This window comes from uncultured Stenotrophomonas sp. (genome assembly GCF_913778665.1).
In the GTDB taxonomy this organism is placed as follows: domain Bacteria; phylum Pseudomonadota; class Gammaproteobacteria; order Xanthomonadales; family Xanthomonadaceae; genus Stenotrophomonas.
This window is the reverse complement of sequence record NZ_CAJYVQ010000004.1, coordinates 152,447-176,349: the sequence shown is the minus strand read 5'-3', so window position 1 is coordinate 176,349 and position 23,903 is coordinate 152,447. Positions and strand designations below refer to the sequence as shown.

Genomic DNA, 23,903 nt, shown 5'->3' with positions numbered 1-23,903 from the left:
ATGCATCGCGGCGCGATGCGCCTTGGGCTTGTTCGCCGTTTCTGGGGCCATCTGGGAGCAATCCTGCTGCTGGGCGTCAGCCTCGCTCTGCCTGACATCGCACGCGCCGCCTGTACAACCTTCACGCCGGTCAATGCCAGCGCGGGTTCACCGATGGCCGCCGGCGGCACCATCACCATCGACGCGTCCAGTTGCCAGGGTGTGGCGGGCTTCGGCATCGGCAACGTGACCACGCCCGCCAGCAATGGCACGGCCACCATCACCAGCCACGCTGCGTCGAGGATCTCCTACGTCCACAGCGGCAACGGAACGACCACAGACACTTTCGCCTTCGACGACGGCACCGGTGCGAACAACGTACTGGTCACCGTGCACATCCAGGCGGCCGCCTCACCGATCACGATTTCGCCGTCCACGGTGCCCGGCGGAACGGTGGGTGCAGCGTATGCAGGTGCCACGCTCAGTGCCAGCGGGGGCACCGCGCCCTACAGCTACGCTGTCACATCCGGCGCACTGCCGGCCGGCATCGCGTTGAGTACCGGTGGCGTCCTGTCCGGCACGCCGACCACGCAGGGCACCTTCCCGTTCTCGATCACCGCCACCGACAGTGCCGGTACGCCGCTCACCGGCGTCGCCAGTTACTCGATCACCATCGCAGCGCCCACGATCAGCGTGACCAACACGCCCAGCGCTGCGGCCATCAACACGCCGTATTCCTTCGCCTTGACCGGCGCCGGCGGCACCGCGCCCTACACCTATGCCCTGGATGGCGGAACCACCCTGCCAACCGGCCTGACATTGGCCAGCAACGGCACCATCAGCGGGACACCGACGGTGCTGGGGGTGAAGAACTTCACCGTGCGCATTACCGACAGCAGCACGCCCACACCATTCTTCTCGGCCGCCAACCTGTCGATCAACGTGCAGAACGTGGCGCCGCCGGTGGCCAACGCCGTGAGCGCCACGGTCGCGCATGGCAGCAGCAGCAACCCCATCACGCTGAACATCACCGGCGGTGCGCCCACCTCGGTCGCGGTCGGTACGCAGGCCACGCACGGCACTGCCACCGCCAGCGGCACCAGCATCACCTACACCCCGGCGGCCAGCTATGCCGGCCCGGACAGCTTTACCTACACCGCCACCAATGCCGGGGGTGTCTCGGCACCGGCCACCGTCACGATCACCGTATCGCCGCCGACCATCAACTACGCGCCGTCCAGCCCGGCAGCCGGCACGGTCGGGGTGGCCTACAGCCAGTCGCTCGCTGGTGCCAGCGGCGGCACCGCGCCGTACGCCTACACGATCGCCAGTGGCAGCCTGCCGCCCGGCATCACCCTGGCCAGCAATGGCGTGTTGTCCGGCACGCCCACCGCCAACGGCACGTTCACCTTCACTGTGCGTGCCACCGACGGCAGTACCGGCACCGGCCCATTCAGTGCCACCAGTGGCACGATGACGCTGACCATCGCCGTACCGACGTTGGTCTACACACCTGCGAACCCGGCCAACGCTACGGTCGCGGCGGCCTACAGTCAGTCGTTGGCCAGCGCCGGTGGCGGTACTGCGCCCTATACCTATGTGCTTGCCAGCGGCAGCCTGCCGGCCGGCATCACCCTGGCCAGTAACGGCACGCTGTCCGGCACACCGACGGCCGGCGGCAGCTTTACGTTCAGCGTGACCGCAACCGACAACAGTGGCGGCACGGGTCCGTTCAGTGCCACCAGTGCGCCACTGACGCTGACCGTGGTCGCGCCGACGATCTCGATCGCGCCGGTCAGCCTGCCCAACGCGACCGTCGCTGCAGCTTACTCGCAGACCGTGACCGCATCCGGTGGCATCAGTACCTACAGCTACGCGGTTACCGCCGGCTCACTGCCACCTGGGCTGAGCTTGTCGGGCAGTGGCGTGCTCAGCGGTACGTCCACCGCGGCCGGCACCTACAACTTCACGCTTACGGCCACCGACAGCAGCACGGGTGCCGGCCCGTATACCGGGAGCCGCGCCTATGCGCTCACCGTGAATGCGCCAACGTTGACGCTGTCACCGGCATCGGGTGCCACGCTCACTGCAACAGCCGGCACCGCGCTGGGCAGCATGGGCTTCACCGCCGCCAATGGCACCGCGCCCTACAGCTACGCGATCACCGCAGGCGCATTGCCGCCGGGCGTCAGCCTGGCGCCAAGCGGTGGCCTGTCGGGTACGCCGACGGCAGCCGGTTCGTTCAACTTCAGCGTCACCGCCACCGATGGTTCCACCGGTAACGGTGCCCCGTTCTCCGTCACTGGCAGCTACACACTGGCGGTGACGGCCCCGACCATCACGCTGGCACCTGCGAGCCTGCCCACGCTGTCAGTGGGTGCTGCCTTCAGCCAGACCTTCGTTGCCAGCGGCGGCCAGCCGACCTACAGCTATGCCATCGTCGCAGGCGCATTGCCGGCAGGGCTGTCGTTGAATACGGTGAGCGGGGTGCTCAGCGGTACACCCACCCACGCCGGTGCCTACAACTTCACCGTCACGGCGACCGACAATGGTGGTTTCACCGGCAGCCAGGCCTACACGGGCGCCGTCGGTGCAGGTGTCGTGCTACTGCCGGCGGCGAGCCTGGCCAATGCCAGTGCCGGCACCGCCTACAGCCACACGTTTATCGCCAGCGGCGGTACACCCGGCTACACCTACGCGATGCAGAGTGGTGCACTGCCAGCAGGCCTGGCGCTGTCCACTACCGGCGTGCTGTCCGGCACGCCGACCCAGGCCGGCAGCTTCAACTTCACCGTCCGGGCGACCGACAGCAGCACCGGTACCGGCGCACCCTTCAGCGCAAGCCAGTCGTATTCGTTGACCGTCGACGCGCCGACCATCTCGCTGGCGCCGTCGACGCTGCCGGCGGCGACCGGTGGCGTGGCGTACTCGCAGACAGTCAGTGCCAGCGGTGGCACTGGCAGTCACACCTTCAGCGTGTCTGCGGGCGCGCTGCCGCCCGGTGTCGCCCTGAGCAGTGCGGGCATCCTGTCGGGCATACCGACCAGCTCGGGCAGCTACGCCTTCACGATCACAGCCACCGACAGCCTCGGCTTCACCGGCAGCCAGGCCTACAGCTTCACCGTCAACGTGCCGACGATCGTGATCACGCCGGCCACCTTGCCCGCCGCAACCGGCAGCATCGCCTACAACCAGGCACTGACCGCCAGCGGCGGCAATGGCGGCTATACCTTCAGCCTGAGCACGGGTGCGCTGCCAGCGGGCGTCACGCTGAGCAGTGCCGGCGTGATCAGTGGTACGCCGACCGCGACCGGCAGTTATAGCTTTACCGTCACCGCCACCGATGGCTTCGGCTTCAGTGGCAGTCAGGCCTACACCGTGGTGGTGAACGCGCCAGCGATCGTCTTCGTGCAGACCACGCTGCCGGGCGGGCAGGTGGCTGCCCCCTACAGCCAGACGCTCAGTGCTGGCGGTGGCAGCGGCAGCTTCACCTACAGCGTGACGTCAGGTGCGATGCCGCCGGGCATCGCGCTCAGCAGTGCCGGCGCGCTCAGCGGCACGCCCATCGCTGCGGGCAGCTTCAGCTTTACCGTAACCGCGACCGACACGTTCGGATTCAGCGGCAGCCAGCCGTTCACCCTCGGCATCAACCAGCCGGCACCGGTAGTGGTGAACGACGCGGCGAGCACGCCGGCCAATGCGCCAGTCACGGTCAACGTCACCGCCAACGACACTGGCCCGATCACCAGCATCGCCATCGCGCAGGCACCGGCGCATGGCACCGCCACGATCACCGGGCTCGATGTGGCGTACACGCCGGCCAGCAACTTCTTCGGCAATGACAGCTTCACCTACACGGCCACAGGTCCGGGGGGGACCTCCACGGCGGCGACGGTCAGCATCACCGTCACCCCGCTGGCGGTGCCGGTGGCGGCCGCGCAGAGTGCCACCGTGCTGGCCGGCCAGTCGGTGACCGTGCAGGCCGAGGCCGGGGCGATCAATGGCCCGTTCACTGCGATTGCGATCAGCCGTGCCCCATCGTCGGGCACCGCGGTGGTACAGGGCGCCAGCATCGTCTACACCGCCGCGGCGGACGCCTCCGGCGCCGTGGACTTCGACTACACGCTCAGCAACCCGTTCGGCGCCTCGGCACCGGCGCGGATCAGCGTGACCGTCAATCCAAGGCCGGTGGCGCCGGCGCTGACCGCCACCGCGATTGCCGGGCGCGTGGTCACGGTCGATCTCACCTCGACCGCGCGCGGTGGCCCGTTCACCGCTGCCACCCTGGTGTCGGTGTCGCCGGCCGATGCCGGTACCGCAACGATCACCGCCAGCGGCGCCGGCTACGCGCTGGCCTTCACTTCGGCAGCGACCTTCGGTGGCGCGGTGCGCATCACCTACACGTTGAGCAACGCGTATGCGACCTCGGCGCCGGGCACGGTGGATGTGATGGTCAAGCCCCGCAGCGATCCTTCGCGCGATGCCGAAGTGCTGGGTGTGCTCGAAGCGCAGGCGGAAGGTGCACGGCGCATGGCCGTAGGCCAGATCACCAACTTCCAGCGCCGCCTCGAAAGCCTGCGCGCCGGCGGCGGCGGTGCCGGCTTCAGCAACGGCATCACCTTCAGTTCGGCCAGCAGCCAGCGCCGTGGGCAGCCGGAGGATCCGCTGCGCAAGGGCATCGGTGCCAGCGGTGAAGCGTTGTCGATGATCGACGAGTCCACCCTGCAGTCGAGCGTGGTGCCTGCGGCGGCATCGTCCGATGGCTTCGCCTTCTGGACCGGTGGTGCAGTGAACTTCGGCACGCTCAAGCCGGGTGCCGGCAGCAATGGCATCGACTTCACCACCTCCGGTGTCAGCGTGGGCGCCGACCGCCAGCTCGGCCCCTCGCTGTCCCTGGGTGTCGGCCTGGGCTACGGCCACGATGCTTCGGACATCGGCCGCAACGGCAGCCGGAGCAAGGTGGATGGCTACAGCGTGGCCACCTACGGCAGCTTCCATCCCGAAGGCGGGTTCTACGTGGACGGCCTGCTGGGCTACCAGTGGCTGACGTTTGATGCGCGCCGCTTCATCACCGACAACGGCAATACCGCCTACGGCAGCCGCGACGGCACGCAGTGGTTCGCCTCGTTCTCCACCGGCTACCAGCATCGCAGTGATGCCCTGCTGCTGACCCCGTACGGCCGCCTGGACCTGGCACGGGCCACGCTGGATGGCTATCGCGAGCATGGCGATGTGATGTACGCGCTCGACTACGAGAAGCAGACGGTAAACACCAGCACCGCTACCGCAGGTGTGCTGGCGCAGTGGCTGGTGAAGCGCGACTACGGCATGTGGATGCCGCAGCTGCGCGCCGAGTTCGGCCACGACATGCAGGGTTCCAGCCAGGCCTTCATGCGCTATGTGGATCTGATGTCCGGGCCGGTCTATCGCGCCACGCTCGACCGCCAGTCACGCAACCACACGCTGCTGGGCGCCGGCATCGGCCTGCAGACGCTGAAGGGCTGGACGCTGCGTGCCGAGTACCAGAGCCAGCTCGACAGCAGCAGCCGCGACAACCAGGGCATCCAGATCAGCGTGCAGAAGACCCTGCCGCCGTGACCGATGCAGCGGCGGCGGCCGGGTGGTCGCCGCCGCACGTGGCCCCTATCCGTACAATCGTGCCTCCGGCAGGTGCGCAACCTGCATCCGCGCCGGATATCGAATGGAAGGAACAGGACAGGGAATGAAGATTCGAATGACAGGGATGGCGGTGATGGTCGCGCTGCTGGCAGCCTGCGGGCAGGCACCCGACAACGCCGTCGAAACGACGGCTGCGGCTGCCGCCGCGGCACCCGCGGAAACACCGGCTGCCACGGCCACCGTGGTCGACAACGAAGCGTCCGTCGAAGCGGGCGTGGACCCGTCGGTGTGGGACAACGAAGGCGAGACGGAAGAGCCCGGCGCCGGCGGCGAACTCACCTGCAAGGACAACCCGCTGGCGACCCATTTCTTCACCCTGGTCGGCGGCAACACGGTGGACGACTGCGGCCGCAAGGACCCGAAGGTGCTGGCCGCGTTCGATGCGTTGATGAACAGCACGCAGGATGCCGAATCCACAGAAAAGGACATCCCGTCGCTGCGCGAGCGCCTGTTGAGCGGGCCCAGTGGGCCGGGCGCACTGAAGGTACTGCAGGGTGAACCCTGGTGGTTCTACACCGCCTGCCAGGCGCACGACTGCCCCGGCACCGCGCTGGCGATGCTGTACTCGCCAACGCAGGCGAAGATGGTCGGCCGCCTCACCGCGCGCTGCAAGGTGTGGTGGCTGGGTGAGCCGGATGCCGAACAACGCGCGCTGATTGAACGCGAGCGCCCGCTGGACGAAGCGCTGCTGAAGAACGAAGGCGATGCATGCGAGTAATGCGGGCCCCACGGTAACGCCGGGCCATGCCCGGCGGAACTGCAGGCAATCGTGCCCGTATCACTCGTCCGGGCGCATCCGCGTGCCGATCTGTACGTTCAATGCCAGCGAGGCCATGGCCAGGCCTTCCAGCACGCGGTCGCCCACGTACGCGGTCTCTTCGCCGTTCTGACGGACGCGTTCGGCGGCCAGCGGCAGTTCCAGCGTCACGCGCTGGCCTGCCACGGCACAGTCTGCATCGCCCAGGGCCATGCGGCGCGCGGACGTCTGGTGGCGCTCGGGCCCGGGCTGGCCATCGGCCGCGGCATCCTTGCCGATGCGGTCGAGGGTGGCGAGAAAGCCGAGCGGGTCGCGTTTGTGTGGGGGTTCCGATGGCGCGTCTGCGTTGGCGGGCGCGTGCTGCGCGTGCGTACGGGGGTATTCCGGTGTGCTCATCGCAGGGCTCCGTGCAGGACAGACGCTAGCCGCCACGCAAAGGTGGCGGGCGGAGACGTGGCTCGAAAACCGGGAGATCACGAACAAGACCGGCAGGCACAAGGCCTCCACGCTCTGCCCGCCGTAGCCGGCAGGCGAACCGACCGGCGCCACACAAGGTGACGCCGGCCGGCAAGCGCAAAACAACATTCGTGATCTGACGGGTTTTCGAGGCCCGGCCACCTTTTCCGGTGGCACGCCATCTGTATCGCCGTCGCCGCGCAACGCCAATGAGAAGAGTTGCAAACAGCATTCGATCGAAGACGCTTCCGGCATTCTTGCATGCTGTTAAGTTGCCGCAGAGCGAGGCGACGTAATAGTCTCCGCCGTTCGGGGAATATGCGACGGGGTTCGTGATTGACGCGGGGCCGCCACCGCGCCCAGAGGCCAATGGCGACATGACCTCACACGCTCAACGGGTCAGGTCAGAAGCCGAACGACGCGTCCATGACCGACCACGCGTGCACCCTCGCATATCTCAACAGGGGCTCCCGGCTTCAGCGCCGCATATGAAACGGCAGGCGCGTAGACCAGCGTGGCCACGGCAGTCAGCGGACGCCCAACCGGGAAAACAGTGTCGGTGCCCACGAACGCAACGCCGAGCAGCGTGTCATCGGGTGGCACGCGCAGATGCGGCCGATAGCCATTGGCGGAGGCCGGTTGAGAGCGCCCGCCCTGTTCCGGTGTGAAGAAGGTGAGCTCAAGTTCTACGCGTGCATCCTGCGTCACGCTACTTGCCTGCGCTGCGCTCGTCCTTGCCATCTTCACCCTGTCCCTGTCCCTGTCCACGGCTCTGTGCAAACTCCGGGAAGGTCTTCGCGATCGAATCCTTGTCAGGCAGGATGTAGAACACGCCGCCCTTCTGGAACGTGGACGCCACGATCTGCTCGTAGAACGCGGCGGAAACATTGATGCAGCCGTGGGTGACGCGATTGTCATCGGGCGAGGGCGAGGCCAGTCGTTCGGCGCGCTTCTCTTTCGGTGCGCCCGGCGGCAGCGGATGCAGCGAGACGGCCGAGTCGTAGTCCACCCACAGCACGCGCCCGGCGTCATCGGAGGGGCCGTAGCCGCCAATGAAGCGGCCGGCAGGTGTGGTGCGGTCGCGGCCGGGAATCGCGCTCAGTGCGAGCTTGGCCACGCCCGGTGCGGAATGATCGCCGATGGCCGAACCGAACAATGCCGGGGCGGCACCGCGCAGTTTGCCGTCACCGCCGAACACCAGTACCTGTGCTGCCGCCTTGTCCATCACGGCGAACGGATACCCCTGGTTGTCCTTGCTGGCAACGACCCAGCCGGCCAGTTCAATCACCGTCTCGGAAACGTGCTGATCCGGCGGCAGTTCATCGGCAGCCGATACCGTTTGCGCGGGTGCGTCGTCCTTCGCGTCCTTTGCGTTGGCTACGCCACTGCACGCGACGGCCAGCGCCAAGGCCAGTGCGGCGTGCAGGGCGCGGCGTGCAGGGGAGGAAGAAGTACGAATGGGAGGGCTCCTTGCAATGCAATCATCGGTGGAAGGAGGCCAGTGGCCGGCGAAGGCCACTGGTTCCCGGTACAGAAATGGATCAATTCAAACGGTGAGGGAGCGGTTACCCGCGCGGCTTGCGGCCGGCCGGTGCCCTTTCAAGCTGCTGCACGCGACCTTCGATCTGGTCCAGACGCTGGTTGGCCTGCTGTGCGGACTGGTTGGCCGATTCAGCGCTCTGTGCGGCGCCCTGCACCTTTACATCGAGCTGGTCGAGGCGCGAGTTGATGGTGGCAAACTCGTTCTTGTAGGACGCACAAGCGCCAAGGCTGACGGTTGCGATGAGCGCTACAGCAAGTGCGCGGGCCGTCTTCATGTGTTGCGGGTTCAGGTTCATTGCACTCCCTCCTTCGTCTGGGGAAGCTGGAATATAGCGGCGTTTGTTCCCCACGCTGACAAGCGCTTTCAGCTGAAATTGGAAGACGTGGAAGGGTTGTGAAATATGTTCGTCAGCAAAGCTTAACGAGTGAGATCAGGCAAGCTGATGCGCACACAGGCGATGGCCTTGCGGTTGCTCGAATCGTCCAATTCATCAGCCTGAAGTCGGCGTCATTCCTACCTGTTTCCCACAGGCCCACAGGCCGGGCGCCATTCACTTGCAGCCAGCAGCGCCGGTGCACTGTCCGGACGCACGTTCAGCAGCGTGGCAATCGCGCTGTGTTGGTCGGGCGCGCGTGCAACGTAGTCAGCGGCAATGCGGTAACCGATCCAGTAGCCAAGATCGCCGCGACGCGTTTCATCGCCGGGTCCGTTGTAAAGCCATTGCGACAGGTCGGTGCCAGCGCTGTCCTGGGCGAACTGGCGTTCCAGCGCGCACTCGCGGCCCTGGGTCCAGCGGCGCAGATGCGCGTTGGCTGGTTGCCCGGAGATCAGTTCGGCCACGTACTCGGCGCCTCCTTCCAGCAGCGTCTGGTAGAGCAGGGTCGGTTGCGCAACCTCCGCGCCCGCGCCGGGCTGCTGGATGTGCACGTACTCATGGGCGATCAGGTGCACGAAGCGATCGCTCACATCGGCCTGCATCCAGTCGGCGTTGCACAGCGCTTCCAGCCCAATGACTACACCCTCGGGCGTGGTGACACCGCCGCTGTTGCCCCGGCCCACCAGCACCGTCACCAAGGGGAAGCGTGCCTCCGGCAGCAGCGTGCCCAGCCGGCCGAGCGCGGCGGCGACGCGGGTGCGGATGGCGGGCAGGGCGGTCGCGCAGCGGCGTGCCTTCTCGAACAGCGCCGGCTTGTCCTGGATCGCGCGCGCCAGCCGTTCCATCGAACCGATGCGGCTTGCGGTGAAACCGTGCAATGCCTTGCTGCCCGGATCCAGGTAGTGGCGCTGCAGATCCTGCGCGCTCGGCCGTCCCTGGTTGGCATCAAGCACCTGGAAGAAGCGCGCGACATCCTCGGTCTGGATGACCACGTGTTCAGCGGCAGGCGCGCGAGCGGCGGCCTGCGCGGGCAGCACAGAAGCAAGCAGGACCCAGGGCAGCAATACCTGCAGCAATCCGAAGAGGCAGCGCGGCACACCGTGCGATGCAACGGATGACGGCTTCATCAGGTTCCCCAAACCCATGCAGAGGCAACTACGATAGCGCGGCCGTGGTGCAGGCATAGCGGGACCAGCCCCGAACAGCGCCACGTCCGGCTGCAACGCATACGTGGCAGACGCCCACTCCGAGAGCGTCGCAGCCTGCTCGACGACGAGGTTCTGCGCAACGGCTGCGACCGGGGCAACACAAGCGGCACAGAGGGGGCTTCGGAGCAGCACAGGATTCACGGGCAATCCTCGGATGGGGGAGTGGCCGCGCACGGCAGGGAGGGCGCGTGTGGCCGGCCATGCGAGAAGTTGCAGATTCGAAGCTTCGTGCAGCTACCCGAGCAGAGTTCCCTGAACGCCAGCCTTATTTATATACCAGTCAGTTCAATATTCAGGGTCGATTAGACCCCCTAACGGATAATTCACACCTGTCGTCCGCCTCCTCTCCCTCCCCTCCCGGGAGGCGGTCGACGAAACCAAAATAATTAAAGGTGTGTCCCGATGAACAAGAATTCGCTGCTTGCCCTGGGTCTACTGGCTGCTCTGCCGTTCGCTGCATCGGCGACCGACGGCCTGTCGTACAACTACGTTGAAGGCGGCTACGTGAACACCGATGCCAAGGGCGGCGACGCCGATGGCTGGAAAGTAAAGGGTTCGGTGGCGGTGCACCCGAACTTCCACATCTTCGGCGACTACAGCGCGCAGGAGACCGACAAGTTCAAGAATGACGTCGACCAGTGGCGCATCGGCGCCGGCTACAACTACGGCATCGCACCGAACACTGACCTGGTGGCCCGCGTTGCGTACCAGAAGTACGACATGAAGCATGGCCTGGACTTCAACGGCTACTCCACGGAAGTGGGCGTGCGCACTGCGTTCAACCCGTACGTGGAAGGCTACGTGATGGCCGGCTATGAAGACTTCAGCAAGAAGCACGGCATCAACCCGGATGGCGAGTTCTACGGCCGCGTCGGCGCCACCGCCAAGTTCAACCAGAACTGGGGCCTGAGTGGCGAAGTGAAGCTGGCCAAGGCCGGCGACCGCGAGTGGTTCGTGGGCCCGCGCTTCACCTGGTAACAAACGCCTGTCGTCAGTGCGTGTTGTGCTGGCGTGTGACTCTCTCTCTCTCTCTCCCACACGCCAACCGAAGCCCGGCCTCGCGCCGGGCTTCACTTTTTTGTGGACTGCAGCGGAATCATTGCGCGCCGTGGAGCGGGCATACTGGGTCCGAGCCAGGCAGAGTCCAGGGCATGCTGACCCCTATTTCCGCGTATGTGCAGCAGGCAGACGGCAATACCGTACAGGTGGTGCTGCTGGACGCAGACGCGCGCGCGGCGTTGCAGGCACTCGGCTTCGAGGGGCAGGCGACGACCCTGTGCACCGAAGTGGGCGACGACATCGGCAAAGCCCGCTTGTTCGCTGCCCTGCGTGATCGTGGCGTAGCCTTCTCGGCCGGTCGCGAATGGAGCCCGGCCGAGGTGTTTGCCTGGCTTCGCGACGGTGGCCTGCTGGACGGTCCGTATCTGCGCATCGCCTGGACCGGCCCACAGCAGTACGTTGTCTGCAGCGAGTCGTGATGCGCCTTGGCGGATGCGGCCCTAGCGCACCGGCTGGCGATAGGCCTCCGACAGCGTGGCCTTGTACTGCGCCAGCGGTTGCAGGCCCATGGCCTGGCGACGTGCGTCCAGTCCGTCCATGTCCTCGGTGGGGCGCAGCTCCATCGTGCCGTCGCCGGCAGTGGTGAACTGGCTGCCGTAACGCTGCGGCTTGCCCTGCGCGAGCAGTACGCGATCAGTCAGCAGGGCCAGATCGGGAAGATCGGCCTCGCCGGCCTTCGCCGCATGTTCGATCAGCGGCAGTACCTGCGCCTGGAACGCGGGATCGTGATCGGCGTGCTGGACGATCAGCCAGGCCGCCTTGGCCCCGTCATGGCCGACCCGCGAGTAGGTCGGCCAGCCCTTGTCGGCAATCACGGTCTTCAGCCAAGCGGCATTGGCCTGGGCCACCGGCGCGACGCCCTTGAACGCATCGCCACCCCCCGCGTCGATGGCCACATGCTGTGCGGCCTGGTCACGCTCGGCGCGTTCCAGCAGCTCCCTGCGCAGTGGCGCGTCCAGCTGCGCGCGGCGTTGCTGCTCGGCCGCTTCCACGCGCCGCTGCATGTCCGGCCACGCCGGATCGGCACGCAGCGCGTTCAAGCCCGGGCGATCCTTGTGCAGCAGATCATCGAATGACAGGCGCCCGCTGGGCAGCAGCTGGTTCACGTAGTCCATTGCCTGGCTGCGGTCGCCGGCGGCGGCGGTGCATTCAATCAGCAGCAGTTCGCCGCCGTCCGGGAAGTGGCCGCCACGCTGCAACAGGTCACCAAGCAGTCGCGCGCATCCTCTGAAGTCATCGGCGCCGTAGCGGTCGAGGGCGGTGAAGAAGGGATCCTCGGCTGCGGCTTGCGTGCGAAGCGGTGTGCCCAACGCCAGGGCGAAGGCCACGGTTGCGGCCGATGCGCGCAGCCACTGCATCGATGTAGGGGACATCAGCGTCTTCCTCCGTGAAGTGCGGGGATGGCCACGTGCTGCCGGCCTCATGGCGCAGGCTAGCAGTGTCATGGCGCCGTCTCAAACGCATGCGGCATCCGCTGCGAACTGAGAACCGCTCCGTCGCCACCAGGGGTGTTCCGCTATGATCGCCCGCACATCGCCACCCGCGATGCGCCCGCCTCAAGCCCGCAGGAACCGACGTGAACTCCCAGCCCGCACCGATCACCGCCCTCAACCACACGCTCGACAACGAGCCGCAGCAGATCACCGCGCCGTTGACCCACTCGGCCGCGTTCCTGGTGCTGAAGGTGAAGGATGACGAGGCTTCGATCGCGAAGGCACGCGAGGTGCTGGCCAGCACCGACGACCTGATCAAGAACACTGCCATCCGCGATATCGAGCGCACCTTCACCTGCAATGTGGCCATCGGCCACCGCGTGTGGGAAGCGGTGGTGGGCAGCACGCCGCCGCGCGAGCTGAAGCCGTTCCGCGAGATCAAGGGCGCGACCCACACCGCCGTGTCCACGCCAGGTGACCTGCTGTACCACATCCGCGCCCGCACGATGGACCTGATCGTGGCGTTCGAGCGCAACCTGCTGATGGCCTTCGGTGATGCGGTGGAGGCGGTGGATGACGTGGCCGGTTTCCGCTACTTCGATGGCCGCGACCTGCTCGACTTCGTTGACGGCACCGCCAATCCCGAAGGGCTGTCGCTGCCGGAAGCCACGATCGTGGGTAGCGAGGACCCTGACCATGCGGGCGGCAGCTACGTGGTGGTGCAGAAGTACCTGCACAACCTCGACAGCTGGCGCGCGCAGAAGACCGAAGCACAGGAAGCGATCATCGGCCGCACCAAGCATGACAACATCGAGCTGGATGATGCGCCGGCCGACGCGCAGAAATCGCACAAGACGCTGTGCACGATCGAGGACGCCGACGGCGAGCACGAGATCCTGCGTGACAACATGCCGTTCGCCAACCCAGGCCGTGGCGAGTACGGTACCTACTTCATCGGCTACACCCGCCGCCTGTGGGTGATCGAGACGATGCTGGAGCGGATGTTCATCGGCAATCCCGCACCGCTGCATGACCGCATCCTCGACTTCTCCACCGCCGTGACCGGCGGAACCTTCTTCGCGCCGGCGCGCAAGGTGCTGGCCGACCTGGGCGACTGATTGCCGGGTACGCGCCGCCATCTGCCTGTCATCTACCGCGCCGACCATGTCGCGCTGGATGGGAGTGCAGGAGGCGGGCGATGGCCACGACAGGGAACAGGAGCGGCGCACGCCGCGGCTGGCGGCCAATCGCCGCCTTGGTCAGCGCGCTGGCACTGGGGGGCGCCAGCGTTTCCGCGCAGGAGGCCCCTGCGCACTGGATGGCCTATGCCGCCGCGGTGGGCGGTCAGCTGCAGCAGCGCCTGCAGCAGGAACAGGACCCGCAGGCGCAGCGCGTTGTGGAATGGCTGCAAGCGCATCCGGACACCCCCACGCCGCTGCCGGTGAGCCTGTGGATCGCCGCAGATGGCCGCATCTCGACGCTGGAATTCGAGAGCCTCGGCGACCGCCAGGTGGATGCGGACCTGCGCGCGACACTCCAGGCCGCGCCACTGCAGGCGCCGCCGCCGGCAGACATGCGCCAGCCGCTGCGCCTGGGCTTGGCCCTGACCCGGTAGATGTACGCACGCCTGGATGGCGGCCGGCATCTACCCGACCCATCCACGCAGGGCGTGGGTCTACCGGGTTGCCACCTGCGGTTCGCGCGCGGCCGAACTCCACGCGCGCAGGCCGAACACGGCCAACCCGAGGAAGAACACGTACAGCGCCGCAGTCACGTGCAGCGACTTGAACAGGTACGCGCCGACATAGACCACGTCCACCCCGATCCACACCCACCAGCAGGCAACGTGGCGACGCGCCTGCCACCACTGCCCAACCAGGCTCAGGCCGGTCAGCAAGGCATCCAGCCACGGCAGGGCGGCGTCGGTGAAGCTGTGCATGGCCGCGCCCAGCGCCACGCCACCGCACACGCCGATGGCCAGGTCGCGCAGCAGCTTGTCGCGCGCCAGCGGCACGATGCGGATGTTGCCCTCATCGGCGGCATGCTGGCGCCAGTTGATCCAGCCATAGACCAGGAAACCGCCGAAGATCATCTGCAACAGCGTGTCCGAGTACAGCTTGGCCTCGGCGAACACCAGACCATACAGGGTCACCGACAGCAGGCCGACCGGCCACGCCGACAGCCGGCGCCGGGCCATCAGCCAGACGCCGAGGATGCTGCACAGCGCGGCGGTCCACTCCAGCATCACGCCGCTCACAGCGCGAACGTCACCGACAGGCGCGCCTGTCGCGGTGCGCCGGGGAACAGGTAATAGTCACCGCCGCTGCTGCCGGTATCGCGCCAGTAGAAGCGATTGAACACGTTGTCCACCGACAGGTTCCAGGTCACCGCACGTTCGTGCAGGCGATGCTGGAAGCGCAGGCCTGCGTCGAACACCGAGTAGTCCGGTGCACGCACGCCGCCATCGGCACGCGCGACGTTGGCACCGGCGTAGCGCCAGCCGCCAGTGACATCCAGGCCCTGCACGAATGGCAGCGCGTAGGCCAGGTGCACGCTGGCGCGCACCTTCGGCACGTTCACCAGCTGATGGCCTTCATAGGCCGGCGTACCGGTATCGCGCGCGCGCGCCTGCAGCACGCTGGCGCTGGCCACGATCTGCAGCGCATTGGTCAGCTGGCCATTGGCGGTCAGCTCCAGGCCGGTGTGGGCCTGCGTGCCCTGCTCGACGAAGGTGTAGCCGACGTCGCTGTTGTCGGGCTGGGCGTACTGGTACGGCTGCGAAATGCGGAACAGCGCAGCGCCCAGCGTCAGTGCCTCGACCGGCACGTACTTCACGCCCACTTCCAGCTGCCGCGACTGCACCGACGGCAGGAACGCATCGGCGTTGGAGGTCCAGAACGGCGCTTCCTGGCCCAGCGAAATGCCGCGCACGTAGCTGGCGTAGGCGTTGAGCTGGCCGGTGGCCTTCCACACCAGTGCGGTCTGCGGCAGGAAGCGCGACAGGCGGCTGTGGCGCTGCGGGATGCCGCGCTTGTCATACGCACGCTCGTCCAGGCGCACGAAGCGGCCACCGGCCAGCCACTGCCAGTCGTCTCCGAAGCTCATCCGGTCCAGCGCGAAGAACGCGGTCTGGCGGCTGTCCAGGCGTCGTGCGGATGGGCCGGGCATTTTCGGCGACGGCTCGAACACCGGCACCTGCGCGTCGTGGATGTTGCTGGTGCCGACGTACTCGTTGACGCTGGGGCGCCTGTCCACGGTGCGGCGGAAATAATCGGCACCGACGGTCAGCTGGTGGCCGACGCTGCCGGTCGCGAAGCGGCCGCGCAGTTCGGCACGTGCCTGCTGGTTGCGGCGGCTGTCGTCCGGGCTGCGGTAGTCGTAGACATCGTAATCGCCGTTGGGCGCAAAGTAGTTGCCCGGCACGCTGCCATCGGCGCATTGCGCGGCGTAGTAGCAGCCGTAGGCGAAGGCGACGTTGTCGTCGATCACCGAACGGCTGTGGCCGACCGAGACGCGCGACTGCCAGGCGTCGTTGAAGTCGTAGGTGTGCAGCGCGGTGATGTTGGTACTGGCGATATCCACCGGGCGCTGCCACGGCTGGTAGCCGAGCAGGTGCTCGCGGTCGACGCCGCGTGGCAGGTCGCGTGCGCCCAGCAGCTGGTAGCCCGACACCGAGCGCTGCGAGCTGGTCTGGTAGTTGGCGTCCACCTCCAGCTTGCCGCGTTCGCCGATCAGCCAGTCGGCCGCCAGCGAGTAGAAGTTGCGGCGGCCATCGGCGTGCTCGACATAGGAATTGCTGGAGTCCCATGCGGCATTCAGCCGCAGGCCGAAGCGCGGGGTGATCCAGTGGCCGACATCAACGGCGACGTAGCGTGAGCCTTCCGAATCGGTGCCAAGCGTAGCGTTGCGCACTTCGGCCGGGCGCTTGCCGATGTAGTTGATGATGCCGCCCGGCGCCATCACCCCGGCGGCGAGGCCAGCCTCGCCCTTGAGGATCTCCACCGACTGCACGTTCTCCAGCGCCAGGCGCTGTTCGCCGGCGATGGACAGGCCGTTGAAGCGGTAGCCGGTCGCCGCGTCCAGCGCGAAGCCGCGGATGGCGATGTTCTGGTAGTAGCCCACCGGCGCATAGGCATCGCCCAGCGAGGCATCGTTGCTGGCCAGCTCGGACAGCGAACGCACCTGGCGGCGGTCGAGGTAGTCGCGCTCGAGCACGTTGACCGAAGCCGGGGTGTCCTTCCAGCTGCCGCCACCGAAGGCGTTCACGCGCGAGGTGTCGGCCTTCGGTTTGCCGGCCTCCACGCGCACCGCCGCCAGTTCGGTGGGTGAGCGTTGGGCGCCGGTGGCAGCCGCGTCTGGGGACGCCTCGGCCTCGCTGGCATGCAGCGGCAGCGAAGCGCAGAGGGCGAGGAAGAGCAGGGTGGGGCGCAGGCAGCGGTTCATTCGATTCGTCTTCGGACAACAAGGGAGACGAAGCGACGGCGCGCAGGCGCACCGGCCCATGACGGGGGTGTGGCTGCGGCTCAAAGCTCCCTACGCCGGTGCAAACCGGATCAGGTTCCAAGGGACTCTCTCAGCCTGGCAGATCCAGGCACCCCCGCTTCAGGTGGCCATTTCACTACAAATGGTACGGATTTGCGAGCGCAGCCCTTTTCACAGGAAAGCTGACCCTGATGATGCGTCCCCAACGGTGCGCCAACCGGGTCACGCGGCGGCGTGCAGCGCCTGCAGCAGTGCCTGCCCGGGCGCACTGTGGAACCAGGCTGGATGCCCCAGCATGAAGGGCTGCCAGGCCACGTCGGCGTTCGCGGTGGAGCCGGTGACACCTTCGAAATACTCCACTTCGGACAGTGCGAAGTCGAAATGGACCATCGGCAGCAGGTCGGCCAGCAGGTGCACGCGCGTTGACGACAGCGGCAGTACCTGCCGGTAGCCATCGAGCAATGCCAGCGCGATGTCGATGCGCACCGCGTCGCTGCCGCGTTCCAGTTCCAGCCACGCCACCGCGTTGCGCTCGATCGCGGTGGCGAGGTCGAACAGTGCGCTGGTGGGCGAGGCCAGCCCGAAATCCAGCACGGTGCTGACCTGGCCGTCGCGCCACAGCAGGTTGGAGACGTGCCAGTCGTTGTGCGCCCACAGCGCGGGTTCGTCGCGCAGGCGCTTGGCCAGGCCGGCGTGCCAGGTCAGGACGTGGCGGCGCAGCTGTGCTTCCCAGGGGATACGTGCGAGATAGCGGGCCAGGCCTGGGCGCGCGGGCAGGTCGGCCTTGATCGCTGCAATCGGATCGTCGGCGCGGATCAGTTCGTCGCGTGCTACCAGCAGGTGCGTGCTGCGCTGGGGCGCGTGGAAGCTGGCCGAAGCGCGGTGCAGCTGCGCGAGCGCGCGGCCCGCTTGGCGGGCCTGCCCGACGTCGGTCAGCAGCGACCACGACACCGCATCGCGGTACAGGTCGTCACCCGCACCGACGGCGTGCAGTTCAAAGGTCCACTGATCGTGCTCGACGGCCGTCTGGCCATCGGCCGAGGCCAGCACCTGCACGACCGGCACGCCGGCGTGGGCGAGATGGGCGATGAAGCGGTGCTCTTCCTGCAGGCAGGCCGCGCTGCGCACGCTGTGGTGATGGCGCTTGATGAACACCGCGCCGTGCGTGCCGTCGACGATGGCCGCGGCCGACAACGGCCGCGGGCTGTGCCAGCGTGGTGCGCTGTGCTCGCCCAGCTGTGGGTAGCGCGCGCTCAGCCACCCGATGTCTGCGGTGCTGATCGGCGGCCAGTCGGCGGCGACCTCATCGTTGTTGAGGCCCTGCACGCGGTGGGAAGAAGAAGTCATGCCGCAGCCCGAGAGGGGAAAGTCACGTCCAAGGCTGCGCATTCAACGCCATGACCACGGCCAACGCAAACGGGCGGGTCATCGACCCGCCCGCCCCAGCGTCGGCATGCAGTGTGCCGTGCTGCCGCTTACCAGCCGCGATGGCGGCCGCGATCGTTGTAGTAGCGGTTGTCGTAGTAACGCTCGCGCTGCCAGCGGCGGTGATCCCCGCGGTCGTAGTAGCCGCTGCGGTAGTAGCCACGGTCGTAACGGCGGTCGTAGCGGTTGTCGTAATAGCGACGGTCGCGGCGGTCGGAGGTGGTCAGATTGCCGATCGCACCGCCGGCCACGGCACCGCCGACGGTGGCCGCCGGGTCGCCGTTGGAGAGCAGGTTGCCGGCCACGCCACCCACCACGGCGCCGACCAGGGTGCGCTTGTCCTTCCTCGACATCGCGCTGGCATCGCTGACCACGGCGACACCGGCAACCAGTGCAAGGGCCATCGCCAGACCACGGAAGCTGAGTGTGGAAGTACTGAGCATGTTCGATTCTCCTGTGAGGTGCATGCCACGTGGGCAGGGAGGGCGCGGGCGCCCTGGCTGCCGTGGAGACCACGCTGGCGTTCCAACGTTGTCGGAACATTGCCGGGTCCACCGGGCGGCTTGCGCATTCATCTAGCGGCAGGCGGCATGAAGCAAGGCTGAAAGTGACCGCGGCCGCTCAGCTGGCAGTGGGGAAAACAGCGGCGCATGCCAGACCACGCCCTTGTCCAGCAAGGCGTTCGGGGGCTCAGGCCAGCATCATCCGCTGCGCCTGGCGAGCCCTTTTCAGCTGGGGTTGCTGCCGCTGGCGCAGCAGGATCGGCGCGCGGATCATGCGCGCGGCCGGTCAGATGTTGCCATCGCGCAGGTAGTCGAACAGTTCAGCGTCGCCCTTCAGTCCCAGCTTGAGCATGGCGTCACCCTTCTGCCGGCTGATGGTGCTGACGCTCTTGTGCAGCTGCAGCGAAATCTCCTTCACCGTCATGCCGGTGCCGAGCAGCCGCAGCACCTCCACTTCGCGCGGTGACAGCGGCTTGCCGTCGCCCTCGCGCATGCGCCAGCTGCCGGCGGTCTCCACCCGCTCGCGCAGGCTGCGGCTGATGTAGGGCTGGCCGCGATAGACCGACTGGATGGCCTGCGGCAGCTCGTCCATCGACGAGCTCTTGTCGACCAGGCCCAGCACGCCACTGTCGAGCACCATGCGCAGGATCGCCAGGTTGTTGGAGACGCTGAGCATCAGCACCGGCAGGTCGGGATAGCGGCGGCGGATCATGCCGATCATGGTGAAGCCGTCGGCCTGCGGGCTGCCGGGCATGGAGTAATCGGTCACCAGCAGGTCGCAGGGCTGGCTGCCGAGCAGGGTCATCAGCGCCTGCGCGCTGTCGGCTTCACCGACCACCCGGCCCACCCCGCTGGACTCGATGACGGCGCGGGTACCGATGCGGACCACGGGGTGGTCGTCTGCGATGATGATGCGCAAGCTCATGCTCTAGTATGACCACCGGTAGGCTGGGCCGCGACCATCGCGGTCCCTGCCAGCATTCTAGGAGATCGACGCCGATGCGTAGCTGGGCTGTTCGCGGGCTGGTCCTGCTGCTGGCCGTGATGCTGCTGCCGGTAGCCCTGGCACAGGCGGTGCCGGGGCCGCTTCCGCTCAGTCCGTTGCAGCGCGAGTACCTCGCCGCCCATCCCACCATCGTGGTGGGGCAGTATGACAGCGGCTGGCCGCCGTTCGAGTCCCTCCGTGATGGGCAACAGGTTGGCTTGGGGCCGGATTATCTGTCGCTTCTTGCCCGTCAATTGGGCGTGAAGGTGGAGGCCCGTCGCTATCCCGATTGGACATCCGTGCTGGATGCGGCATGTCGTGGCGAGATCGACGTGGTGATGAACATCGGCCTGAGTGCCGACCGCACCCGTTGCATGGTCTATACCGCCGCCTACGCTGAGGCCGCGCTCGCCATCGTCGGCCGGCCGGGGGATCTGCGCGCCTCTGAAATGCCGGACCTGGAGGGTCTGCGGGTGGTGATCGAACAGGATTTCCTGACCGCCGGCCAGGTGCGTGCGCGTTTCCCGCGTGCGCGCCAACTTGTCGTAAACAACACTCTGACGGCATTGCAGATGGTCAGAGACGACAAAGCTGATGTCTACATCGGCAATGCCTATGTCGCCACCGAACTGATTGCGCGCCAGCGGCTGGAAGGCGTGGTGCTGTTGCGTCCCAGCGATCTGCTCCCCGAACGGCTGCACTTCGGCATTTCCAACAGCAAGCAACCGCTGGCCGAGGCGCTGGATCTGGCCCTGGCGGCGACCAGCCAGGCCCAGATCGACGCTCTCGCCCAGCGCTGGCTGACCCCGCCGAAGTGGTCGGTGCCAGCACAGCTGGCGCTGAGCCAGGCCGAAAAGCGGGTGCTGGAGCAGCCGCTGAAGATCGGCTTTGCCCCCAACGCCGCGCCGCTCTCGTTTGCCGACACGGACGGCAAGCCAAGTGGCCTGGCCAGCGAGTACCTGCAGCGGTTGATCGCGGCCGGCGCCAACCTGCAGCCGGAGAACAGCCACGACTGGTTCGACGTGCGCGAGAAGGCACGCCGTGGCGAACTGCAGGCGGTGATCGGCATTCCCGCCGACTCGCGCTACCTGGGCCCGGACTGGGTGTTCAGCCAGCCCTTCATCAGCGTGCCGAACGTGATTGTCAGCCGCAAGGACAGTCCAGCGCTGCTGGGGCTGTCGGACCTGCAGGGCAAGCGCGTGCTGCTGTCCGACCCCGAACGGGTGCGTGGTTACGTGCTGCAGCAGGCGCCACAGGCCAGGATCATCGCCGCGCGCAGCGCCGAACAGGCCCTGCAGCGGGTGAGCGATGGCGAAGCCGATGTCTACGTGGGCAACCTCGCGCTGGTCGACCACCTCCTGCGCAACCGCTTCCCGGGGCAGCTGCAGGTGGCTGCCCCGGCCGGCTTCAACGACCAGCTGGTGCTGGCGGTGGAGCGCCGCCATGCCGCCCTGGCCACCACCTTCGACCGCATGCTGCTGCAGATGCCGCCGCGCACGCGCGAGGCGCTGCGCGGCGACTGGCTGGCGGTGGAGTACCGCAACGGTGTCGACTGGACGACCGCGCTGCGTTGGGCCCTGCCGCTGCTGCTGGTATTGCTGACCGCGTTGCTGGTGCATGGCATCGGCTACTGGCGCCTGCGCCGCGAAGTGGCTGGGCGCCGTCACCTGGAACAGCGCTTGGCAGAGGTCACCGACAACCTGCCGGCGGTGGTCTACCAGGCCCGCCGCGAGGCCGACGGTGCGCTCAGTTTCCCGTTCATTGCCGGCGATCTGCAGGCATTGTTCGGCATCACCCGGCAGCAGGCCGAGCAGGATGCCAGTACCCTGCTGGCGCGCGTCGAAGAGGACGATCGCGCGCGCATCCTGCAGGCGGTGGAACAGGCGGCCCGGCAGTTCGCACCGCTGATCCTCGAATTCCGCCTGCGTACCGACGGTGCCGGCGTGCGCTGGGTGCGCAGCCAGGCCCATCCATATGCGGCCGAGGCCGGTGCGGTGACCTGGAGTGGATACTGGGTGGATGTGAGCGAAGCGCGCGCGCAAGCCGAGGCGCTGACCGCTGCCAAGGCCGAGGCCGAGCAGGCCGCCGACGCGAAGTCGCGCTTCCTGGCCACGATGAGCCATGAGATCCGCACGCCGATGAGCGGCGTGCTGGGCATGCTGGAAGTGCTGGCGCACTCGCCGTTGGACGCCGAACAGAAGCGCATCCTCGGCGCAATCGAGGACTCGGCGCAGATGCTGCGGCAGATCCTCGATGACATCCTCGACTACTCGCGGCTGGAGGCGGACGCACTGCGCCTGGAGCCGGTGCCGCAACGGCTGCGCCCGTTGCTGGAAAGCGTGTGCCGGCTGCTGTCGGCGCAGGCCAGCGCACGCGGGCTGGCGCTGCATGTGCAGATCGACCCGCAGCTGGCGGCGGCCCACGAGGTGGATGGCGTGCGCCTGCGCCAGATCGTGTTCAACCTGCTCAGCAACGCCATCAAGTTCACGTCGCAGGGTGAAGTGCGCCTGCAGCTGGAAGTGACGGGGCCGACCGCCGCCAATGGTGGCCAGCCACTGTGCCTGAGCGTGACCGACACCGGCATGGGCATCGCGCCGGAACAGCTGCAGCACCTGTTCGCGCCCTTCACCCAGGCTGGCGCCTACATCCAGCGCGACCACGGTGGCACCGGCCTGGGCCTGAGCATCTGCCAGCGCCTGGTGAAGATGATGGACGGCGAACTCACGCTGCACAGCGTGCTGGGCGAAGGCACGCGTGCCGAAGTGCGCTTCTCGCTGGTCGAAGCCGGCAGCGGGGACGTTGAAGCGCTGGATGCCGAGCAGGAACAGGCGGCTCTGCTGCCGCCGGCGCTGCGCCAGGCGCGGGTGCTGGTGATCGAGGACCATCCGACCAACCAGGCGATGATGGCCTGGCGGCTGCAGCAGCTGGGCGTGCCGCATGTGCTGGTCGGCGACGGCCAGCAGGGGCTGGACCGGCTGTCAACGGAGTCGTTCGATCTGGTCATCACCGATTGCCGGATGCCGGTGCTGGACGGTTTTGCGTTCACCCGCCTGCTGCGCGAGCGCGAGGGCCGCACCGGGCAACCCCGGCTGACCGTTCTGGCGTTGACCGCCAGCGTGCTGGACGACGACGCGCGCCGTTGCCGCGAGGCGGGCATGGATGAAGTGCTGGCCAAGCCGTTGTCGCTGGCAACATTGCGCGCGGCGCTGCTGCGCTGGCTGCCGCAGGCACAGGGCCAGGTGTTCGATGCGCCGGCAGCACAGCAGTCTGCTGCTGATGGGGATGCGGTGCCCGACATGGCGGCGTTGCAGCAGCGCTACGGTTCGCGCGCGGTCGCCGAGCAGCTGCGCGACAGCCTGCTGCAGGCCAGTGAGAGCGATCTGGCCGCTGTGCAGCGTGCGCTGCAGGCGGGTGATGGCGTGACCGCCGCACTGCACCTGCATCGCCAGGCTGGTGGCCTTGGCGCGGTGGGGGCGACGGCGCTGGCCGCGCAGGCCAATGCACTGGTCGAACGCCTGCAGGAGGTGGATCCCTCCGATCCGGCACCGCTGTTTGCCGAGGTGGCCGACTTCGTGGCGCGGCTGCAGCGGCAGCTGCAGCGCCTGGCTCACTGAGCGGACTGCTGCTGCAGGTAGGCGATCACCAGGGCGCGGCGTTCGGCGCTGGGAAAGGCGTTGTACATGCGCGTGCCCGGCACCAGGTGCGTGGGTGACTGCAGGAAGGTATCCAGCGTCTGCGCGGTCCAGGTGAGGTTGGCGCGGCGCATGCCGTCGGAATAGCCGTAATCGGGCAGGCTGCCGGCGCGGCGGCCGATCACGCCGTGCAGGTTGGGCCCGAAGCGATGGATGCCACCGGGCTGCACAGTGTGGCAGCCGGCACACAGTTCGAACGCGCGCTGCATGGCCTGCTGGCGCGCCTGTTCCGGCGTAGCGGGTGCTGCAGGCGGGCGCTGGCAGGCTGTGGCGACCAGCGCCACGGCAACGGCGATGAGCAGGTGGGAAGCACGCATGGGCGGGCA

19 protein-coding genes and 1 riboswitch are annotated in these 23,903 nt (G+C 67.5%); of the genes, 7 read left to right on the top strand and 12 right to left on the bottom strand.

The window, feature by feature from the left end:
- The first annotated feature begins 15 nt into the window (after positions 1-15).
- Positions 16-5,577 (top strand): putative Ig domain-containing protein, encoded by a 5,562-nt coding sequence (locus tag QZ853_RS05600; RefSeq protein WP_295571288.1) that lies wholly within the window; start codon positions 16-18, stop codon positions 5,575-5,577.
- A gap of 124 nt (positions 5,578-5,701) precedes the next feature.
- Positions 5,702-6,376, top strand: a complete 675-nt coding sequence (locus QZ853_RS05595; RefSeq protein ID WP_295571287.1) for a hypothetical protein — start codon at positions 5,702-5,704, stop codon at positions 6,374-6,376.
- Positions 6,377-6,436: 60 nt separating this feature from the next.
- Here the strand turns inward: QZ853_RS05595 and QZ853_RS05590 are convergent, their stop codons facing one another.
- The 5 genes from QZ853_RS05590 to QZ853_RS05570 form a co-directional block, all read right to left on the bottom strand.
- Positions 6,437-6,811 carry a hypothetical protein gene (locus QZ853_RS05590; RefSeq protein ID WP_295571286.1) on the bottom strand — a complete coding sequence of 125 codons (375 nt, stop codon included), beginning with the start codon at positions 6,809-6,811 and terminating at the stop codon, positions 6,437-6,439.
- A 459-nt stretch (positions 6,812-7,270) separates the two neighbouring features.
- Positions 7,271-7,579, bottom strand: coding sequence for a hypothetical protein (locus QZ853_RS05585; RefSeq protein WP_295571285.1), 309 nt, complete (start codon positions 7,577-7,579; stop codon positions 7,271-7,273).
- Between the two features lies 1 nt (position 7,580).
- Positions 7,581-8,279, bottom strand: a complete 699-nt coding sequence (locus QZ853_RS05580; RefSeq protein WP_295571284.1) for a hypothetical protein — start codon at positions 8,277-8,279, stop codon at positions 7,581-7,583.
- Between the two features lie 157 nt (positions 8,280-8,436).
- A complete protein-coding gene (locus tag QZ853_RS05575) occupies positions 8,437-8,709 on the bottom strand; it encodes a hypothetical protein (protein WP_010487149.1) in 273 nt (90 codons plus the stop codon).
- Between the two features lie 218 nt (positions 8,710-8,927).
- Positions 8,928-9,854, bottom strand: a complete 927-nt coding sequence (locus QZ853_RS05570) for a DUF2268 domain-containing putative Zn-dependent protease (RefSeq protein WP_295571476.1) — start codon at positions 9,852-9,854, stop codon at positions 8,928-8,930.
- A 546-nt stretch (positions 9,855-10,400) separates the two neighbouring features.
- Between QZ853_RS05570 and QZ853_RS05565 the strand changes: the two genes are divergently transcribed.
- Both QZ853_RS05565 and QZ853_RS05560 read left to right on the top strand, forming a co-directional pair.
- Positions 10,401-10,976, top strand: a complete 576-nt coding sequence (locus QZ853_RS05565) for an Ax21 family protein (protein WP_295571283.1) — start codon at positions 10,401-10,403, stop codon at positions 10,974-10,976.
- A 173-nt stretch (positions 10,977-11,149) separates the two neighbouring features.
- Complete coding sequence (locus QZ853_RS05560) at positions 11,150-11,476, top strand: hypothetical protein (protein WP_295571282.1); 327 nt, start codon at positions 11,150-11,152, stop codon at positions 11,474-11,476.
- Positions 11,477-11,497: 21 nt separating this feature from the next.
- Here QZ853_RS05560 and QZ853_RS05555 read toward each other — a convergent pair whose 3' ends face one another.
- On the bottom strand, positions 11,498-12,430 hold the full coding sequence (locus tag QZ853_RS05555) for a DUF6624 domain-containing protein (RefSeq protein ID WP_295571281.1): 933 nt from the start codon (positions 12,428-12,430) through the stop codon (positions 11,498-11,500).
- Positions 12,431-12,633: 203 nt separating this feature from the next.
- Between QZ853_RS05555 and QZ853_RS05550 the strand changes: the two genes are divergently transcribed.
- Both QZ853_RS05550 and QZ853_RS05545 read left to right on the top strand, forming a co-directional pair.
- A complete protein-coding gene (locus tag QZ853_RS05550) occupies positions 12,634-13,608 on the top strand; it encodes a Dyp-type peroxidase (RefSeq protein ID WP_295571280.1) in 975 nt (324 codons plus the stop codon).
- 80 nt (positions 13,609-13,688) lie between these two features.
- Positions 13,689-14,105: a hypothetical protein gene (locus QZ853_RS05545; RefSeq protein ID WP_295571279.1), complete on the top strand. Its 417-nt coding sequence runs from the start codon at positions 13,689-13,691 to the stop codon at positions 14,103-14,105.
- 60 nt (positions 14,106-14,165) lie between these two features.
- On the opposite strand, the gene pnuC is transcribed toward QZ853_RS05545, so the two are convergent.
- The 5 genes from pnuC to QZ853_RS05520 form a co-directional block, all read right to left on the bottom strand.
- Positions 14,166-14,735: a nicotinamide riboside transporter PnuC gene (gene pnuC / locus QZ853_RS05540; protein WP_295571278.1), complete on the bottom strand. Its 570-nt coding sequence runs from the start codon at positions 14,733-14,735 to the stop codon at positions 14,166-14,168.
- A gap of 8 nt (positions 14,736-14,743) precedes the next feature.
- Positions 14,744-16,933 carry a TonB-dependent siderophore receptor gene (locus QZ853_RS05535; protein WP_295571277.1) on the bottom strand — a complete coding sequence of 730 codons (2,190 nt, stop codon included), beginning with the start codon at positions 16,931-16,933 and terminating at the stop codon, positions 14,744-14,746.
- Between the two features lie 70 nt (positions 16,934-17,003).
- Positions 17,004-17,099, bottom strand: a riboswitch (TPP riboswitch).
- 95 nt (positions 17,100-17,194) lie between these two features.
- On the bottom strand, positions 17,195-18,319 hold the full coding sequence (locus QZ853_RS05530) for a phosphotransferase (RefSeq protein WP_295571276.1): 1,125 nt from the start codon (positions 18,317-18,319) through the stop codon (positions 17,195-17,197).
- 128 nt (positions 18,320-18,447) lie between these two features.
- Complete coding sequence (locus QZ853_RS05525; RefSeq protein ID WP_295571275.1) at positions 18,448-18,840, bottom strand: glycine zipper 2TM domain-containing protein; 393 nt, start codon at positions 18,838-18,840, stop codon at positions 18,448-18,450.
- A gap of 346 nt (positions 18,841-19,186) precedes the next feature.
- Positions 19,187-19,825, bottom strand: a complete 639-nt coding sequence (locus QZ853_RS05520) for a response regulator transcription factor (protein ID WP_295571274.1) — start codon at positions 19,823-19,825, stop codon at positions 19,187-19,189.
- A gap of 74 nt (positions 19,826-19,899) precedes the next feature.
- Here QZ853_RS05520 and QZ853_RS05515 point away from each other — a divergent pair, with 74 nt between their 5' ends.
- Positions 19,900-23,499 (top strand): transporter substrate-binding domain-containing protein, encoded by a 3,600-nt coding sequence (locus tag QZ853_RS05515; protein ID WP_295571273.1) that lies wholly within the window; start codon positions 19,900-19,902, stop codon positions 23,497-23,499.
- On the opposite strand, the gene QZ853_RS05510 is transcribed toward QZ853_RS05515, so the two are convergent.
- Positions 23,493-23,894 carry a c-type cytochrome gene (locus QZ853_RS05510; protein WP_295571272.1) on the bottom strand — a complete coding sequence of 134 codons (402 nt, stop codon included), beginning with the start codon at positions 23,892-23,894 and terminating at the stop codon, positions 23,493-23,495. The genes QZ853_RS05515 and QZ853_RS05510 overlap by 7 nt on opposite strands.
- Between the last annotated feature and the right edge of the window lie 9 nt (positions 23,895-23,903).